Here is a 17,407-nt window from a genome sequence, read left to right as displayed (position 1 = left end):
TAATATCGCCAAATTTAGAGCTCGCATGGCCGCCGTTTTGTAGGCAAATTCGGACAAATCGAAACCAAAACGCGATTTCTGTGACGCAACTTACTCACGCTTGGTAACAGTTGAGCTGATTTTTGGACGCCGCTACACCACCTTCCATGAGCACGGCGTCGCGTGCTCACAACGGTTTGCGAGGGCTCAGCCGTGACAAATATGACACTGCGCAAGGCTTGCTACGAATCTGGGGAGGGTGTCTTGACAATAGCCAGGTGAGTGCTCAGCGCTACGCCATGCAGCATGGGTAATGCAGGGACGAACATGCGTGCGGGACGCCGGCAGACCCGGGCGCAGCCATGCGGGAAACGATGGCGGTGGCAGGCACGCGGACCGGCGGGTTGCGCTGTCGACCATACCCGCCCTACCCTCGCATGACAGGCGCGGGCACGCGTGGCTGTTACAGAATGAGGCGCAAGCACCCCGAGGTACCGGTGGTCACTGCGGGAGGGTAATGCGGTGTGCGTTGCTGCAGGGTGCATTACACCCCTTATCGGCACGTTTCTGCAGCAGCATCGAGGAATATCGCCCGGAAGCGCGGGAATCGTCGCGGATGATGCTGGGAATGGGTGGAACGACAGGCGCAGACTGCGCCTCGGGGACGGCGGAGCCCTTCTCCGCCACCGATGCGTGCCTCGAGGGCAGCACACGCAATCCAACGCATGGCAGCGGCCAAGAAGGCTAGGCAGGTCAGTGGGAGACGTGGTGGAAGCTGTGGCCTGCCCAGCTGGGTTCGAACCAGCGACCCTCAGCTTAGAAGGCTGAACAACTCGGCATTCCGGCGTGTTGATTGTGGTCTACCGGAATTGTTATTTTGTTTGAATTCAATGGTTTACGATCGATGCCAGTCGACGTTGTGTTGATTCATACTGCTTGATATACTGCTCGCCGGGGTACACAGAGGGTACACGAAGCCTGCGGAGAGTAAATAGTGGCAAAAATCAAGTTTACGGCGGGGCGCATCGAGGATTTCCGCTGTGAGTCAGCGAAGCTTCCCGCCTTTCTTTGGGATGCAGCAGCGCCGGGATTGGGTCTCCGCGCTTCACCGGGCGGCGCAAAGGCGTTCATCTTTCAGGCGAAATTGAACGGCCAGGTCATCCGCATTACGATTGGCGATCCTAAGACCTGGACCCTGCTTGCTGCACAGAACGAAGCGCGCAGGCTCAAGGTGATCGTTGATGGCGGGCAAGACCCTCGTCAGGTCAAAGCAGACCAACTGGCTGAGGAACACGCTAAACGCGTCGCCAAGGCATCGGCCGTTGAGACCGCAAGAGCTGAGGTTATAAGGCAGAGCGTAACCCTCGGGGAAATATGGCCGCTTTATATCGATACACGCAAGTCAAAATGGAGCGCGGGGCATTTGCAGAACCACATGACGCTGACCGCACCCGGCGGTGAGGCGAAGAAACGTGGCAAGGGTGTGACTGTCGCCGGACCCATGGCCCCCTTAATGCAGCTGCCCCTGGCCCAGCTTACTGGACAAAAAATCTCGACGTGGCTTGAACATGAGGCGGCAACACGGCCAACCAATGCCGCGCAGAGCTATCGACTCTTGCGAGCATTCATTCGCTGGGCTGCCGATTTCCCTGCATACCGAGACATTGTGCCACCCGATGCATACAATGCGCGTGCGGTGCGGGATGCACTTCCAAAAGCACAGACTAAGGACGGCGACAGCCTGCAGCGAGAGCAGTTGACGGCATGGTTTGCCGCCGTGCAAAAGATCAAAAATCCAGTCATCAGCGCATACCTTCAAGCGCTGCTGTTGACGGGCGCACGTCGTGAAGAACTCGCCGGCTTGCGTTGGGGCGACGTTGACTTCCAATGGCGGAGCCTGACTATCAAGGACAAGGTCGAGGGCGAGCGCACCATCCCCCTCACGCCGTTCGTCTCGTGGCTTCTCGCGTCGCTACCCCGCCGTAACGACTGGGTGTTCAGCAGCCCGACTGCGGAAGACGGCAGGCTAGCTGAGCCGCGTATTGCCCACACCAAGGCTTTGGCAGCGGCAGGCCTGCCTCACGTTTCGTTGCACGGTCTCCGTCGTTCATTCGGCACCTTGTGCGAATGGGTTGAAATGCCGAGCGGCATCTCGGCGCAGATCATGGGCCACAAACCGAGCGCCCTGGCAGAGAAACACTACCGCCGGCGCCCTCTCGATCTACTGAGGAAATGGCATGATCAGATCGAAGCATGGGTGTTGGAACAGGCTGCAGTAGAGTTCGTGGTTGAACCTAAGCAGACCAGTCAGCCAGCACTCGCCTGACTGCGCCGATCATTTCTTGTTTCTGACCTGCGGGGACTTGGTGCATCTGGACCAGAACCAAGGCGACATCATCGTCCTTGCAGTAGAAATAGCATTCAGGAACGTCGAGAACTTTCGCCACCCGCTCGACCAGCGAAAAGTCTGGCTCATGCTTGCCCCGTTCGTACTGATTCATACGCGCGCTCGATGACATTTCATCGATCCCTGCCAGGACGCCGAGCTTTTCCTGTGACAACCCAGCCCTGAGTCGAGCTTCTTTCATTCGCTTAGCGAAGACGGACATCTGCAGCCCTAAAAGGCTAAGATATTCTTAGTATTTTGTTGACTCCACACTAAGGAATCCTTAGGATCGATAGGCTTAACAGAGGAGGTTCATGAATGGCACACACTCGAGTCCCACCGGCAGCGACCCAGAAAGACCGACTGGATGATTTCTTGGCAATTACCGAGCGTGACGAATATGTTGTGGAAGAAGCGGGCACCAGAAAGGTGCTCGCACACAACCTGAACAAGCGCCAGTTGATGGAGTTCGTTTGGACACACGATGGCCGCGACTACTACGTCAGACCCCGGATGGGAGCAGTCGTAGACGACATGGGACGGGATACTGGAGCCGCTTATCAGCTTGCCGACATGTTCGGACGTGAATGGAACGTCTACTTCAAGAATGGCGCTGACCACCCGTGGCGTAAATCCAGAATCACGGCATATGGCGCGAACGAACGGGAAGCTGTCCTCAATCTGTTAGAAGAAGGGTTCAGGCGGGCCGGCTGGCCCGACTCGTTTCATGTCCGGCTTCAAGGGACGACTGACATCCGTGACTTGGGCTTTGATATGACGCCGAGTGCCGAACGACGCGCGGCGGCAGGACTATGCTGACTGCCCATCAAAGTCGGCACCGATTCGTCAACTAAGAATCGCAAAAGGCATTCCTGGAGCTGCGCAGGCTAGCCCTGCGGGCTTTCCGTCATCTGTTGGCAATATTTATCAAGGTTTGTCGGCAAGTCCGTTGGACAAACTCCGCATTCTTTATTCCCTGGCACCGCGTAGTCGATGAATTTCGGATATGGCAAATTGAGGCCAGCCATAATCTCCCGGAATTGCTCGATCGTGCGCTCACCACCAAGCCGTGGATTGCGCTTTTTTTCTTGCATGACAGTCGATACCCATCGGTCCTGGTAGTCGTGTGCCGGATACACGAGCGTGTCATCAGGTAATGCAAACAATTTTCCACGCACGCTTTGAAAAAGCACATCCGAATCACCCTGCTGAAAATCGGTTCGCCCGCAGCCTTCGATCAGCAGCGCGTCGCCCGTGAATGCACGATCACCGAGCACATAGCTGAAATGGCCGGATGTATGGCCTGGCGTGTGAAGAGGCTGGAATTCCATACTGCCAACCCTGAATGGTTTTCCCTCCTCCAGGTTTATATCAGCACAGGAAACCCGCTCTGCAGCAGGAGCCGCTATTTTGCTGCCGACCATCTTCTTCAGTTCGAGCGCCGCGGTAATGTGATCAGCATGGACATGCGTATCGACGCTATAGGCGAGCGTAAGCCCCAGACGCCGCACTTCTTCCAGATCGCGATCGATCGTGACGATTACGGGATCGATCAGGACTGCTTGGCCTGTTTCCTGGCAGCCGATGAGATACGTATAGGTGCTGGATAAAGGTTCAAATAGCTGGCGGAAAATCATAAGGCTTTCTCCTGAAAAATACGGATGACCTGACTCGTTCTAGCGGTAACTCGTACAGGCAGTATAGTGAACCATTCTTACCATCGGCGCGCGGCACCGGGGTGCATTCGCCTGGTTCTTCGAGCAACTGCCGTTAATCACCGGTTCTGGCTACATAAACTTCTCCAAGGCTGGATTTGTGTTTCTCTGCGCGGGCAAACCGGTCATTGAAGGGATCTCTGAAAGGCGGGGCATACCACTCTTGACCCTGATTTTCCCCTGCTTGTCCCGCCATACGATGCCCGGTGTCCCGCCGATGCCGAATGCTGCCATTGCCTCGCCATTCGCTTGAATCGAGGTTGCGATCGCGGGGTGCGAGGATTCGCTCACGCCGGCCGGCGCCGTCCACGGCTTGCCATGGTTTTCTTCCATTTGCCGAAACGCTGCCACCTTGTCCTTGGCGGCAAGCACGGAAATCGCCTTGGGCATGCTCGTCGGGCCCAGCGTCGCCACCGGGATCCAGCGCACCTGTAAGCCCGCTGCTTCGTATGGCTGGACCGCCTGCCAGAGGTAATGGCAGAAGGGGCAATTCGCATCCACAAAGGCATAGATGACGCTCTTCGGATTGCGCGCCGTGCCCTCGGCCACAAAGGCGGACTTCTCCAACTTGGCGAAGGCTGCGGAGAGGTCGGTTTGCGGCACCTGGGCCGCTTCGTGGACTGACGACAGATTCTGGCCGCGTTCGTCGATTAGTACGCCCGCGATCAGCGTCTTTTTATCGGCCGTCGTGTAGACGATGGAATGCTTCCCGCCCTGCGCCAGTACCCAGCCCGTCAGGCCCGACGGGGCGGGAAACTGTTTGACGACCTTCACGCCAGCGCTGACCGCACCGTTCAGTACCGCCGGCACCGGCTGCGCGGCGTGGACGAAGGACGCGAAAGTGACGGCAGCGATCGCCATCGCGACGCGGGTAGTCCTAAGGTGATGCATATGTTCTCCAGTTTCTAGAAAATTGATTCAGGTAGCCGGGCCGGTCACGACGGCCAGCGAGTGCAGGAACGCATCCGCATCCTGGTAGCCGATCACCCGTGTGCCGGCAATTTCACGGCCTGCGGTGCCGAAGAAAATGATTCCCGGCGGGCCGAACAGCCCAAAACGTTTGAGGAGCGCCTGGTCGGCGGCGCTATTGGCGGTAACGTCGACCTGCAAGAGAATCAGCTTGTCGAACTGGCTGCGCACACGTGCATCGGAAAACGTGAAGCGCTCCATTTCCTTGCAGGACACGCACCAGTCGGCGTAAAAATCGAGCATGACCGGGGCGCCGCCGGCCGCGGCGAGCGCCGCATCGAGCTCCTCGACGGTGCGCACGCGCTGGAAGGCGGTTTGCGCGCCATGGGCCTGCGCCGCTTGCGTAAAAGGCGACAGCGGATCGGCGCCGCCGTATGCCAGGCCTGCCAGCTGCACCGCTCCAAGCGCCCCCGCCAGCACGCCGACGGCGACATTGACCGGATGGCGGTGCTTCGACAGCAGCCACACTGCATAGCCAAGTCCGAGCAGTGCCCAGCCGAGCATCTGGTAGCGTGGCGGTATGAACGGGGACGCGATCCAGAGCGCCGTTCCAAGCATGAGAACGCCAAAGAATTTCTTGATGCCGTCCATCCAGGCGCCTGCCCTTGGCAGCAGCGCCCCCGCCGATGCACCGAGTAACAGCAGGGGGATGCTCATGCCGGCCGCCATCGAAAACAGAGCGCTGCCGCCGATGAACGCATCCCTGGTCTGGCTGATATAGACCAGGGCCCCCGCCAGCGGCGCGGCGACGCAGGGCCCGACAATCAGCGCGGACAGTGCGCCCATGACAAACACACCGGCGTGGGTACCCGCGCCCTGATTGTTCGACTTCCCCATCAGGCGCGTCTGGATGGCGGCAGGCATCTGCAGCTCGTACACGCCGAACATCGACAGCGACAGCAGCGCCATCAGGAGAGCGAAGCCGCCCAGCACCCACGGCGTCTGCAACGCAGCGGCAAGACCTTGGCCAGCGAGGCCGGCTGCTATCCCCATGAGGGTGTAGACAAGCGCCATGCCCAGCGAGTAGGAAGCAGACAATGCAAACCCGCGCATGCGCAAGCCCTGGGCGCCGCTACCGACGATGATGGACGACAGGATGGGCAGCATCGGCAGCACGCAAGGGGTAAACGCCAGCCCCAGGCCCAGCAGAAGAAACATGGGCAGGATCAGCGCTAGGTCACGGCTGGACAGGGCTTTCTCGATGCGGCCGGCGGAGGCGCCTGCCCCGTCACCAGGAGGCACCGCCACACTTCCGGCCGCGCCGCCAACGTTAAGCGCTGCCGTGGAAGTCATCGGCGAATAGCAGAGGCCGTTGTCCGAACAGCCCTGGGAGGTCGCCACAAGCGTAAACGCCTCGCTCGCCGATACAGGCACCCGGATCGTCAGGTTCCCACGGTAGGATTCGACGTTCTTCTGGAATGTTTCGTCGTAGACGACGGCTCCGAGCGGCAGCTTCGGCGTGCCGAGCGTGGCACCGCGCGCCGTGAACGCGAAGCGCTCCCGGTACATGTAGTAGCCTGGCGCGATCCCGTACCGCACCTCGATTTCCTCGCCTGCCATGCGTGCGGAAAATTTGAAGGCCTGTTCAGGTGGCAAGAAAGCTTCTTCTGCCAGGACAGGCGAGGCGGACAGGAACAGCAGCGCCAGCCCGGCAAGTCCAAGGACGCGCAGCACGGCAGCGTGCAGCAATAAAAAAATCGGCATATTCATTGAATTTCCTTTGTCATGGAGTTCATTCCGGATGCCGGCGCCCCCGGGGCGGCGAGCAGGCGTTCGAGACGCTCGGCAAGCGTTGCTGGGGACAGTTCGCCCATCCGCCGGTCCACCAGCTGGCCTGTCGCGTCGAAGAAGAGCGTAGTCGGCAAGCCCGGCGCATTCGCCGCCGCGGCGACACTGCCGGCGGGGTCAAGCAGCATGTTCTTTAGCACTAGGGATTCCGCCTTGAGATAGGCATTGACCGTTTCCGCGGTCTCGCCCTGGTTGGCAAATACAAACGCAACGCCAGGGGTGGTGCGCTGCGCCCTTTCCAGCACCGGCATTTCGCGCCGGCATGGTGGACACCAGCTGGCCCACAGGTTGACCACGACCGGTTTGCCAGCGAATGTAGTGAGTGGCACCGCCTTCCCCGTGAGGTCGGTCAGGGTCAGCACAGGGAGCCTTCCTGAAGAGGGATAAAGGGTGAAGGTGACGGTCCCGGCGACCCACAGGAGCGCCCCGGCAAAGACACCGGAAAGCAGCGCCTTGCGCTGGAGCGGCCGGCGCCCGACTAGCCAAGCGCTGGCGATGAGCGCTGCCGCGACTCCGGCCGCTGGCCGGAACCCGCCGTCGCGCACATCGATCAGGCGCCACGGCTCGGCTGCATACTGACTCCAGTACTGGCTTGCAAACGCGGCACGTGCCGCGACCACGGCAATGCCAATCACTAGCCAGAGCAGGCGTTCGACCTGTACTCCTTCGGCCTTGGCGATACGATTGCCGAGCGCAGACCCCAGCATGATGGCCCCGAACGTCACCACCAGTGCCGTCGGCAATACCAGCGGTCCTATTGCTATCTCCGTCATTCCCATTCCTAGCCTCCATTGAAGGGCCGGCGGCCCGCTTCGATCTTCTAGCGCCCTCCGGGCTCGTAGACGACCGGGAGTGACGGGAGACGATGATATGAAGCGCCGATTACCAGAGCGTTAAGGTGAAGAAATAAATTACCTACAGGCCGCAGCGCCCGTCAGGCATGCACGACCTAGTTAACCGCCGGCTAATCGCAGGCGGTTAAGATGGCGCTTTTTGAAGTGGGTGTATTCATGCGTGTGCTAGTGGTGGAGGACGACCAGCTCGTCGCCAGCGGGATCGTCGCCGGGCTGCGGCTGTCGGGAATCGATGCGGACCATGTCATCAATGCCTCGCTGGCCGATGCCGCGGTCCAGACGGGACGGTTCGACGTCATCATCCTGGATTTGGGGCTGCCCGATAGCGATGGTGTGGCCCTGCTCAGGCGCTGGCGCGCGAATGGAAAGGACTGGCCTGTACTGGTGTTGACCGCGCGTGACGGCATCCAAGACAAGGTAGGCGGACTGCGCGCGGGTGCGGACGACTACCTCGTCAAGCCATTCGACCTGGAGGAACTGACCGCGCGCCTGCATGCGCTGCAACGCCGCAGCGCAGGCCGCAGTGTCGATAAGATCGAACATGGTGCGCTCTCTTTCGACCCGGCCACTTGTGAAGTCAGGTTGCATGGCAAGCCGGTCGAGCTGTCGCGCCGCGAGCTGGCCCTGCTAGAGACGCTGCTCAACTCGGGTTCTAGGATCCTCAGCACGGACCAGGTCAAGGACAGCCTTTATGGACTTGGCGAATGTGTCGAGAGTAATGCCCTGAATGTGCACATCCATCACCTGCGCCGCAAGCTCGGGCAAAACATTGTCGAGACCGTGCGCGGACTCGGCTATCGGCTCGGCGAGGCCGGAAAATGAAAACGCTGCGCCTGCGCCTCCTGTTCGCCATCGGTGCCTCCTTTGCCCTGTTCTGGACACTGTCGTCGATCTGGACCCTGGTCGACCTGCGCTCGGAGTTCCGCGACGCGCTCGACGAACGCCTGGCCGCCTCGGCGCGCATGGTGGCGGCGCTCGTCGTCGACACGCCCGCGCTGACGTCACGCCCAGTTGCGCAGCGCCTTGCCCCCTCGTTCATCCGTACCGACGGCGTCGCATGCGAGATCAGGCTCCTGCGCGGTGGCATTCTCGGCCGTACTCGCAACAGTCCGGACCTTCTCGGCATGACCGCCCCGGGCTTTCGTACCCGGACCATCGATGGCGTAATCTGGCGTAGCTACACCATCGAACAGAACGGGGTGCGCATCACGACCGCCGACCGGACCGAGCGCCGGGCACAACTCTTCCACAACATCGCTTTTGCAACTTTCGTCCCCTTCCTGATCGCGATGGCTGCGACCCTGATTGCGTTGTGGTTTGCGATCCGGCGCTGCCTTAGGCCGCTGGAACGCATCCGCAGCGCGCTTGCCGCCCGCGCGCCGGACGCCCTTCAGCCTCTTTCCGTCGAAAGCCTTCCCGGCGAGCTGGCTCCGCTGGTCTCGACCGTCAATACACTGCTCGCGCAGATCGAACGCACGATTGAACGCGAGCGGCGCTTCACCGGCGACGCAGCCCACGAACTACGCACGCCGCTGACCGCGGTCAAGACCCACCTGCAAGTCGCGCGCTTGAGCGGGCCGGGCCCGGACGGCCGCGTCGCCCTCGACCGTGCCGAACAGGGCGTGCTGCGCCTGCAGAGCATGATCGAGCAGCTCCTGATGCTGGCCCGGGTCGAAGGCTCGGTATCGTTCGAGGAAGACGACCAGCTGGACGCACGCACCGTGGTCGAGCATGTGATTACCCAGCTGCCCGCGGCGAGCGCACAGATGATCCGCATCATCGACGAGGGCGGCGCCGACCGCACCTTGCGCATCCCGGCTTCGCTTGCGATGACGGCGCTGCGCAACCTGCTCGACAACGCGCTGCGCTACGGCCCAGCGGACGCGCCAGTGGTGCTGCGCATCCACTCGGCCGGCCAGGGTGTCGCTTTTTCGGTGGAGGACCAGGGCGATGGACTGAGCGACGCCGATATCGCCCGAGCCGGCAACCGGTTCTGGCGCAAGGGCGGTGGACAGGGCAGCGGCCTCGGGCTGTCGATCGTGCGCGCGATCGTTTCGCGCTACCAGGGTTCATGGGAACTGACGCGTGGAAGCGGCGGCGGAATGATTGCCAGGCTTACGCTTCCGGCGAATTGAGAACGCTTGAGAACCTGTTACTTGCGCAACCTCGTACACTCAGCCTTCCAGGCACGGCCTCCGCCCCTTTCGCTGACAGTCAAGCGCGCCTTGACCACGTCTTTGCTGCGGTGCAAAATAGAGGACTATGCCCAATCCCTTCCGTACATCCGAAACGCTCTCTCACGTGCTGCACGCCGCTGAGTGCGCCGGGTTATGTCTCGGTCGGAATGAACCTTCCTACCCAGGAGTAGGTTTGCCGCGCGGCTATTTTTGCTCCGTTACTCCCCCGTAAGACACCTTCTCATCGGCAGATAAATCGATGTCGCCTGCTGCGACATCGCATCTGCTATTCCCGCTTCCAATCCGCTGCGCATCTGTTCGCGCAGGGTGTTCATTCATCTTTACTCGGCGCTACTCGCCTGAGAAGGTAATTCATGTCTTTACAAGCCATTCGCCAGGACTGGTTTTCCAACGTCCGTAACGACCTCCTCGCAGGTCTCGTGGTCGCACTCGCACTCATCCCCGAGGCGATCGCCTTTTCCATCATTGCCGGCGTCGACCCGAAGGTCGGCCTGTATGCGTCATTCTCCATCGCGACCCTGATCGCTTTCTTCGGGGGACGGCCAGGGATGATCTCTGCTGCAACCGGAGCGATGGCCCTCGTCATGGTGACCTTGGTAAAAACCCACGGCCTGGACTACCTGCTTGCCGCGACCATCCTTGCAGGTGCGTTCCAAATTGCCGCGGGGTGGATCAAGCTTGGCCGGCTCATGCGCTTCGTCTCACGCTCTGTCGTGACCGGCTTCGTCAACGCGCTGGCCATCCTGATCTTCCTCGCACAGTTGCCTGAGCTGACGAACGTGACGTGGCACGTGTACGCTGTCACGGCTGCAGGCCTAGCCATCATCTACGGCCTGCCGTATGTGACGCGGGCGATCCCGTCCCCGCTGGTTGCAATCGTCTTGCTCACAGGTGTGTCGATCGCAATGGGCTTGGACATCCGCACCGTGGGCGACATGGGTCAGTTGCCGGACAGCCTGCCGTCCTTCTTGATCCCGAACGTGCCGGTCAACCTCGAGACCCTCCAGATCATCCTCCCCTACTCGGCAACCTTGATGGTGGTGGGACTGCTCGAGTCGCTGATGACTGCCACCATCGTCGACGACCTGACCGACACCAAAAGCGACAAGAACCGCGAATGCGTGGGCCAAGGTGTCGCCAACATCGCAACCGGTTTCATTGGCGGCATGGCAGGTTGCGCGATGATCGGCCAGTCCGTCATTAACGTGAAATCCGGTGGACGCGGTCGGCTTTCGACCTTGACGGCCGGTATCGTTCTGCTGATCCTGGTGGTCTTCTTGGGTGAATGGGTAAGGCAGATTCCGATGGCGGCGCTTGTCGCGGTCATGATCATGGTGTCTATCGGCACCTTCAACTGGAGTTCGATCAGGCATTTGCGCGAACACCCAACCAGTTCGAACATCGTGATGATCGCAACTGTCGTCGTCACCGTGGCAACCCATGACCTGGCAAAAGGCGTGCTGACCGGAGTTTTACTATCCGGTATTTTCTTTGCCCAGAAGGTGAGCCGGCTTTTGGACGTCAGTTCGCAGATTGACGACGCCGGTCGCTCTCGGCGCTACCGCGTGACGGGACAGGTCTTCTTTGCTTCCTCGGACCAGCTTGTCCATTCGTTCGATTACACGGAGGCCTTGGACACAGTACACATCGATCTCACCCATGCACATTTTTGGGACATCACCGCCATCAGTGCGTTGGATAAGGTCGTGTTTAAGTTCCGCAGGCTCGGTGCGCAAGTTGAGGTACAAGGTCTTAACGAAGCCAGTGCCACCTTGGTCGACAAATTTGGGGTCCACGACAAACACGACGGCCACGATGTGCTTATAGGACATTAGTTCGGCACCCGTCTCCGAAAGTCCACCTTCAAAGTTCCTGCTGGGTGAGCCCCCCCCCTACCGCATCAGTATCACATGGCTGCCTCGTCGCAGCGGAGCGCCACCAGCAATGTTTCGACGGCGGTCCATGCGTGTACCGCCTTCAAAAGCCCAAGTACCAAACGTGCAAGTGCAATGAAGCAGGAGCAACGAGTCGACTTCTACCAGCCTTCCTTCAGTTGCCTGCGCTCTCATCTGATAGAGGCAGATCCATAGGTGCTATCCGGCGCGCCAAGAGCCCGGCGACGGTGATCGCTGCTTCAACCGGCGTAGGCGTGCGGACCGGCGTGTCTGCGGCGTCGCCGGCAGCCGCTTGTTTTCCGGCGAAACGCGCCAGACGCGTCGTACTCAGGATGACGCTCAGGCTGCTGCCAAGCATGGCGAATGCCGCTGCCACAGGCGGCACCGTGCCTGTGGTCGACAACCCCAGCACGAGCACGTTGTAGGCCATCGGAAACACCAGGTTCTGGCGCACGATGCGGACCGTGCGGTGCGCATGGCGCCAGGCGGCAAGCACCTGATACAGCCGCCGCTGGCAATCACGACCCCGGCAGCTGCCACCGCCGCCGGGGTCGCTCCCTGCAGCGAGATACCGCAGTCGGCCCCGGCCAGTGCAAGGGAGTCGTTGATGCCATCCCCAACGAAAACAGCCGGCCGACCAGCCGCTTCCAGAATATCGACTTTGTGCTCCGGCGAGCAGGCAGCCAAAACTTGTGCCCGCGGCAGGCCGACGGCTGAGGAAACGCGGCAGGCTGCGTCAAACGAGTCACCGGTAACCATACGTAGGGTGAGCTTTTTCTCGGCAAAGGCAGCGAGCGCGTCGCTGGCATCTGGGCGAACAGTATCCTGCAGTAGCAAGGCCCCGATCCAGATGGCATTGCGAGCAACCTCAATCCGGGTATCGCCTGTTGTCCCTTGCATGTGCGGCAGCGCTACTCCATAACTGGCGACAAAGTCTGCGTTTCCGGCCGGCCCACCCACTCGCCATCGACGCTCTGCCAGCGGCTGCCCTGCCTGTAGCGCTGGGCGGTGCCGGTAGTGGTTTTGTTTACCGGCAGGTTGGCGGCTGCATCCAGGATCGCACGGCAACCGGATGGGCAATCCCACGCTCGGCCTGCGCCGCCCGGTACAGTACCTCTGATTCAGACAGGCCCGGCGAGGTGATCGTCTCGGACAGCGCAAGGCGACCTTCGGTCAGCGTGCGGGTCTTGTAGAACAGGATTTCGCGTGCATTTGCCAGTGCTTCGAGCGAGGCCGGATCGCGGAACAGGATGCCGTTGCGAGCAGCGCTGCCTGCCGACGTCGAACAGGCTAGCGGCAGAACCAGGCCGACGGCGCACGGGCATGCGGCCACCAGCACCGACAATGCACGCAGGGCTGCTGAGGTGGCGTCGCCGTGCGCCAGGAAGCCTGCAGCAAAGCTGGCGACAACCAACGCGAGCGCGGCTGGAATCAGCCAGCGTGCAAAAGCGTTCTGCCTGCGAGGCGGCGGCATTCCTCGCGCCGAACAGTTCAAGCATGCGGACCCCGATACGGTCGACGAAGCGCCGTCCATACGGCTGCTCGACGCGGATGACAATGCGGCATGACAGGTTGATTGCGCCAGCAAGGACGCGCGATATCCGGACCGACGAACAAGGGCGCAGACTCGCCGTTCACGATGGCTGTATCGAGCTCGCTTTCGCCCTCCTCCACCATGCCGTCGACGATGACGCACCCGCCGACATGGACCACTACCAGTCGCCCGGTTGCACTTCGGGTGCGCGGATGTCGACCAGCTGTCCACTGGCGCCGATGCGCCTTGTTACTGGCGCTGGTGGCCGGCGTGCCATGCACGCGAAAGACCCGGTGCCAGGCGTATGCTGTTGAACGAACCCTGACTCGCTGCGCACGGGCAGCCAAGCGCAATAACTGAAGGGTGCCGCGTTTCGTATGACCGGAGCTGCGGCGTTTTCCCCCTGGGGCTTAAGCCCGCTGGAACAGTTGATCTGCCTGCAAATTGACCACCCAGGAGAGCACATGAAATTCAAGCAACGCAGCCCCGATCTCGCGGTCTCGGATTTGGGATCGAAACACGGTACCTCCCGTCGACGCCCGACAATGTCACTGATACCCATGCGGCCGCGTTCAAGCTGCTGATGGCCGAGTTACCCAAGCCGCTACTCGGCTCTTGCCGCACCGGCCGGCGGTCGACGTTGATGTGGGCGCTTTCCCGCGCAGGCAATGAGTCCCCCGCCAGACTGCTCGAGGCGGCCTCTCAGGCCGGGTACGATCTGGACACACTTGCACCGCGCCTTGAAAAAAATAGAACGGGATGCACTTGTCAGCATTAGTCATTGTCGATGGTGGCGCGGCCTCGACATCACAAGCCTGAAGGCGGGACGGCGCGCCGCTCGGTGAAAACTGGAGATCACATGAATGGGAACCGCTTCGGCAGCCGTGGCGAGGCCTGGGTACTGATCCAGGCATTGCTGTTTGCAGTGTTCCTGCTGGCGCCCAGGGTCGGACCAGCCTGGCCGGCGCCGACGGTGTTCCGCTTCCTTGGAACGATTGTTGCGCTGGCCGGAATTGCCGTCCTTGGGAGTAGCGCGGTCTCTCTCGGGAAATCGCTCACGCCCTTCCCCCGGCCCTTGCCCGGGGCGGAACTGGTCACGAGCGGCGCTTACCGCCTTGTCCGGCATCCTATCTACTTTGGCCTGCTGCTGGTTGCGCTCGGGATTGCTTTATCTACCCTGAGTCCGTTGCGTCTCGTATTGACCTTGCTGCTGGGCGTATTTTTCGATCGCAAAGCAACTCGCGAGGAAAGGTGGCTGCTCGAGCGTTATCCCGGCTATCCCGCATATCAGGCAAAGGTCAGGAAACTGGTCCCTTACTTTTATTAAGTTTATGTTAACTTAATATTTCCCAGGCAGCGCCCATGCTGGCCCCAGCGCCGCACAGCGAAAATCATCAATGTTTCAGCGACACCGCGGTTGCCGCCTGCGCTGCTATTCCTTGGAAATGTACGGAAGATGAATGTAAACCAGAGGAGCTCGACATGAAATTAAATGCGTATGTGGCTGCGGCAGTGTATGCAGTGTATGCAGTCGGACTCGGGAGCGGAGGCGTAGCGGCGGCGCAGTCCGGATCGCCGCCCAAGACCAATCCGGCAGGCGAGGCAAAATATGGCGACACCAGGATGCTCGAGGCAGGCGCGAAGATCTTGCAGAGCAATTCTCCCCTCAAAGGATTCGATGTGTATCTGAATGGATTTCATCCAATGAAAGCTAAACCGGAAATCCAGATGGAGGCACACCATTACTGCCATCAGATGAACGAGGACTTCGCGCAATGCGTGCTCTTCGATAGCAATACAAAAAGCGCCAACATGAATGGGGTTGAATATATTATTTCCGAGAAGCTATTCAATAGCCTGCCCCAGGAGGAACGGAAATACTGGCATCCGCATAATGGCGAAATCCTGTCCGGCCAGCTGGTTGCGCCAGGACTGCCAGCCGCTGCCGAACATGCACTGATGAAGAAGAAAATGAACAGCTATGGCAAAACCTGGCACGTTTGGCATACGGGGCACCAAGGCGAGCCAGGCGACAAAATGCCGCTCGGCGAAGCCATGCTTGCCTGGTCATTCAACAGGGAGGGTGAAATCATGCCAGGCTTGGGTGAGGCCCGTGACAAGCAGTTGAAGGTCAGCACGGTCGAAAAACGTGAAAGGCGCTCGGATCTGCGTGCGCTTGCCAAGCCCCAGTCCGGCGTGGACGATCTGAAAGGCAAATTTCCAAGACCGACTAAAGACATTCCAGGTGTCGTTGACCAGAAAGCCTCTGGGCCAAGGGCGAGCAATTAATCTATCAAGGGATGTCAGGGCGTCTGCCGCGGCGGCAGTGGAACGCCCTCTTCGGGACTATGCATAGCGGCCATCCGGGAAGCTTGATACCAGTTGCGCGATCGCGTCGAGACCGCGCTCCATGGTATCGATACCGGGTGGAACAGTACCGCCCGGCCCGGTCAGGACCTATGCGCGGACCGCACGGACGATCGCGTCTGGATCCTTCGAGGACGTCACCTCGTCGAAGTCGCCGCGCAGCGATTTCAATGCAAAGCGCTCGTCGGCGATTTCTCTTGCGGTACGCACGCCAAGCCTGCGCAACACGGGAAGCGGTGGACACCAGCCTTGCAGCGCGTGCTGCACCATGAAGGCCGGCACACCGGCAGCCAGCACCAGCCAACGCTTGTTGCTCTTGAGAGCAAGTGCCAGTCCGACGAGCGAAAGCGTAGCGAAATTGGTCTGCAGGGTACGCTCGACATCCCACTCGTGCTCTAAGTCCTTGAGGCGGCGGGTAATTAAGGCATTCCTGTCGTTGCGTTCATATTCGGCGATCCGTTCCTGCGTTTCATGTCGAATTTGATCGTTCAGATGCGCCGAGGTATGGCCCGACACTTGTGTGGCGGTGGCTGCGAACATCGTCGTCTCCTTAATGAATTGAATGTGTCAGGCTGGATCTTTCACCCAGCAATGCCTTCAATGCCATGCGTTCCTGCTCGATCTCCTCGGCGGTACGCAGTCCTGCGGCTCGGAAAACGGGCAAGAGCGGATACCAGCCCTGCAGGTTGTGCAGGATGACCATGCTCGCTGCCATCGCCGAGACCGCGAACCATTTACGGTTGCTCAGGCTACCCAAGGCCAGGCCAAGGAGAATCATGCTCGGCGCTTCGAGCTCGATTGCCCTCTCGACATTCCACTCACGGTCGAGTTCGTTCAAGCGCCGCTCTATCGCCTCCCTGTCCGCACTTCTGATGTTTGCGATGTTTTCTCGCAGCTGCTGGTCGAATCGTTGCATTGCGGCTGCCGACGTATTGCGCTCGGCTTTTTCTGTTGTTGCCGGAAACATTGAAACCTCCTGTCGAAAGTGAATGCTGAATGGGGACATCCCCCTTTGCATACGCAAAGGCCTTCAATGGACACGAGAACGGCATCGCTTCCAAACGTTATCTTAGACGCATCCATGAGAACGGAATGCACCGTTCTTTGTTGCAAGTTAGCGCCGACCCTTGTGGGCACTGGGCGCAATCGACCCGGCGACTATGCTTCGCCGCAGGAGGTCAGGTTTTCCAACCCCACTTCGCAAAGATCCGCCTGCCCTCTTTCGATTGCAGGAAATCGACAAAATCTCTGATTTCGCCGACCGATCCATGAGGTAGCGCTGCAAGGCATCGATGACCCGCATGGTCAGCAACGGCATCGGTCAGGCCTTGCCCTTCGCCATGCTCTGCCCGCGCTGTCGCAGACCATCGGACAGCTGCCACAAAGTTTCAGCTCGCAACCCGGTCCGGCAATAAGCGAGTACCGGCTTCGGCGCATCGGCGATGATCGCCGCGAAAGCCTCCACGTCGCGCGGCGTAATCTTGCCTGGCACCACAGGTAGATAGTGTGCAACCACGCCATGCCGCCGGGCCTCCTCTGCCACCTCGGCAAACGAGGGCTGATCGTTGCCTTCTCCGTCGGGACGGTTGCAAATAATGGTGGCGATGCCCGCATCACGCAGGTTGGGCAATGCTCCTGGCGCAACTTGGGGCGCAATCGCGAACTCTTTGTCGAGGTAACGGATGTTCATATGCTCTCCTGTTAAAGTCATCCAACAACAAT

Annotated in this window: 18 protein-coding genes; 7 read left to right on the top strand and 11 right to left on the bottom strand. The window is 60.2% G+C overall.

The annotated features are described in order from the left end of the window. Positions 1-973 precede the first annotated feature (973 nt). A complete protein-coding gene (locus G4G31_RS13485) occupies positions 974-2,305 on the top strand; it encodes an integrase family protein (protein WP_182988129.1) in 1,332 nt (443 codons plus the stop codon). Here G4G31_RS13485 and G4G31_RS13480 read toward each other — a convergent pair. After that, the gene (locus G4G31_RS13480) at positions 2,274-2,588 is read right to left on the bottom strand and encodes a helix-turn-helix domain-containing protein (RefSeq protein ID WP_182988128.1); all 315 of its coding nucleotides are present in this window, start codon (positions 2,586-2,588) and stop codon (positions 2,274-2,276) included. The genes G4G31_RS13485 and G4G31_RS13480 overlap by 32 nt on opposite strands. A gap of 95 nt (positions 2,589-2,683) precedes the next feature. Between G4G31_RS13480 and G4G31_RS13475 the strand changes: the two genes are divergently transcribed. Beyond that, entirely contained in the window at positions 2,684-3,184 is a 501-nt protein-coding gene (locus tag G4G31_RS13475; RefSeq protein ID WP_210283907.1) for a hypothetical protein, read from the top strand. Positions 3,185-3,252: 68 nt separating this feature from the next. On the opposite strand, the gene G4G31_RS13470 is transcribed toward G4G31_RS13475, so the two are convergent. From G4G31_RS13470 to G4G31_RS13455, 4 genes are all read right to left on the bottom strand, one after another. Next, positions 3,253-4,002, bottom strand: coding sequence for an MBL fold metallo-hydrolase (locus tag G4G31_RS13470; RefSeq protein WP_182988126.1), 750 nt, complete (start codon positions 4,000-4,002; stop codon positions 3,253-3,255). Positions 4,003-4,152: 150 nt separating this feature from the next. Further along, positions 4,153-4,941, bottom strand: a complete 789-nt coding sequence (gene dsbG, locus G4G31_RS13465) for a thiol:disulfide interchange protein DsbG (protein ID WP_182988125.1) — start codon at positions 4,939-4,941, stop codon at positions 4,153-4,155. A gap of 57 nt (positions 4,942-4,998) precedes the next feature. Then, positions 4,999-6,753 (bottom strand): protein-disulfide reductase DsbD, encoded by a 1,755-nt coding sequence (gene dsbD, locus G4G31_RS13460; RefSeq protein ID WP_182991786.1) that lies wholly within the window; start codon positions 6,751-6,753, stop codon positions 4,999-5,001. A gap of 2 nt (positions 6,754-6,755) precedes the next feature. Beyond that, positions 6,756-7,580 carry a TlpA disulfide reductase family protein gene (locus G4G31_RS13455; protein ID WP_182988124.1) on the bottom strand — a complete coding sequence of 275 codons (825 nt, stop codon included), beginning with the start codon at positions 7,578-7,580 and terminating at the stop codon, positions 6,756-6,758. A gap of 267 nt (positions 7,581-7,847) precedes the next feature. Here G4G31_RS13455 and G4G31_RS13450 point away from each other — a divergent pair, with 267 nt between their 5' ends. From G4G31_RS13450 to G4G31_RS13440, 3 genes are all read left to right on the top strand, one after another. After that, on the top strand, positions 7,848-8,513 hold the full coding sequence (locus G4G31_RS13450) for a response regulator (protein WP_182991785.1): 666 nt from the start codon (positions 7,848-7,850) through the stop codon (positions 8,511-8,513). Beyond that, the gene (locus G4G31_RS13445; RefSeq protein WP_182988123.1) at positions 8,510-9,826 is read left to right on the top strand and encodes an ATP-binding protein; all 1,317 of its coding nucleotides are present in this window, start codon (positions 8,510-8,512) and stop codon (positions 9,824-9,826) included. The genes G4G31_RS13450 and G4G31_RS13445 overlap by 4 nt, the downstream gene beginning before the upstream one ends. 416 nt (positions 9,827-10,242) lie before the next feature. Beyond that, positions 10,243-11,724 carry a SulP family inorganic anion transporter gene (locus G4G31_RS13440; RefSeq protein WP_182988122.1) on the top strand — a complete coding sequence of 494 codons (1,482 nt, stop codon included), beginning with the start codon at positions 10,243-10,245 and terminating at the stop codon, positions 11,722-11,724. 214 nt (positions 11,725-11,938) lie between these two features. Here G4G31_RS13440 and G4G31_RS13435 read toward each other — a convergent pair whose 3' ends face one another. The 3 genes from G4G31_RS13435 to G4G31_RS13425 all read right to left on the bottom strand — a co-directional run bounded on the left by G4G31_RS13435 (position 11,939) and on the right by G4G31_RS13425 (position 13,258). Beyond that, on the bottom strand, positions 11,939-12,238 hold the full coding sequence (locus tag G4G31_RS13435; protein ID WP_182991916.1) for a hypothetical protein: 300 nt from the start codon (positions 12,236-12,238) through the stop codon (positions 11,939-11,941). Next, a complete protein-coding gene (locus G4G31_RS29115; protein ID WP_182988121.1) occupies positions 12,124-12,684 on the bottom strand; it encodes an HAD-IC family P-type ATPase in 561 nt (186 codons plus the stop codon). Before G4G31_RS29115 ends, G4G31_RS13435 begins: the two co-directional genes overlap by 115 nt. A 127-nt stretch (positions 12,685-12,811) precedes the next feature. Continuing rightward, on the bottom strand, positions 12,812-13,258 hold the full coding sequence (locus tag G4G31_RS13425) for a cation-translocating P-type ATPase (RefSeq protein ID WP_183108289.1): 447 nt from the start codon (positions 13,256-13,258) through the stop codon (positions 12,812-12,814). 919 nt (positions 13,259-14,177) lie between these two features. On the opposite strand from G4G31_RS13425, the gene G4G31_RS13415 reads away from it, so the two are divergent. Together G4G31_RS13415 and G4G31_RS13410 are read left to right on the top strand one after the other, a co-directional pair. Continuing rightward, positions 14,178-14,645, top strand: a complete 468-nt coding sequence (locus G4G31_RS13415) for an isoprenylcysteine carboxylmethyltransferase family protein (RefSeq protein ID WP_182988119.1) — start codon at positions 14,178-14,180, stop codon at positions 14,643-14,645. 35 nt (positions 14,646-14,680) lie between these two features. Next, positions 14,681-15,607, top strand: a complete 927-nt coding sequence (locus G4G31_RS13410; RefSeq protein WP_229424953.1) for an OBAP family protein — start codon at positions 14,681-14,683, stop codon at positions 15,605-15,607. A gap of 168 nt (positions 15,608-15,775) precedes the next feature. Here the strand turns inward: G4G31_RS13410 and G4G31_RS13405 are convergent, their stop codons facing one another. The 3 genes from G4G31_RS13405 to G4G31_RS13395 form a co-directional block, all read right to left on the bottom strand. After that, on the bottom strand, positions 15,776-16,225 hold the full coding sequence (locus tag G4G31_RS13405; RefSeq protein ID WP_182988118.1) for a hypothetical protein: 450 nt from the start codon (positions 16,223-16,225) through the stop codon (positions 15,776-15,778). Positions 16,226-16,235: 10 nt separating this feature from the next. After that, complete coding sequence (locus G4G31_RS13400; RefSeq protein ID WP_182988117.1) at positions 16,236-16,652, bottom strand: hypothetical protein; 417 nt, start codon at positions 16,650-16,652, stop codon at positions 16,236-16,238. Positions 16,653-17,006: 354 nt separating this feature from the next. Continuing rightward, positions 17,007-17,375, bottom strand: a complete 369-nt coding sequence (locus G4G31_RS13395) for a TIGR01244 family sulfur transferase (protein ID WP_182988116.1) — start codon at positions 17,373-17,375, stop codon at positions 17,007-17,009. Positions 17,376-17,407 lie beyond the last annotated feature (32 nt).

The sequence above is a fragment of the Massilia sp. Se16.2.3 genome (assembly GCF_014171595.1).
Lineage (GTDB): Bacteria > Pseudomonadota > Gammaproteobacteria > Burkholderiales > Burkholderiaceae_D > Telluria.
Note: the sequence above shows the minus strand (reverse complement) of the source record. Positions and strands in the feature narration are given on the sequence as shown.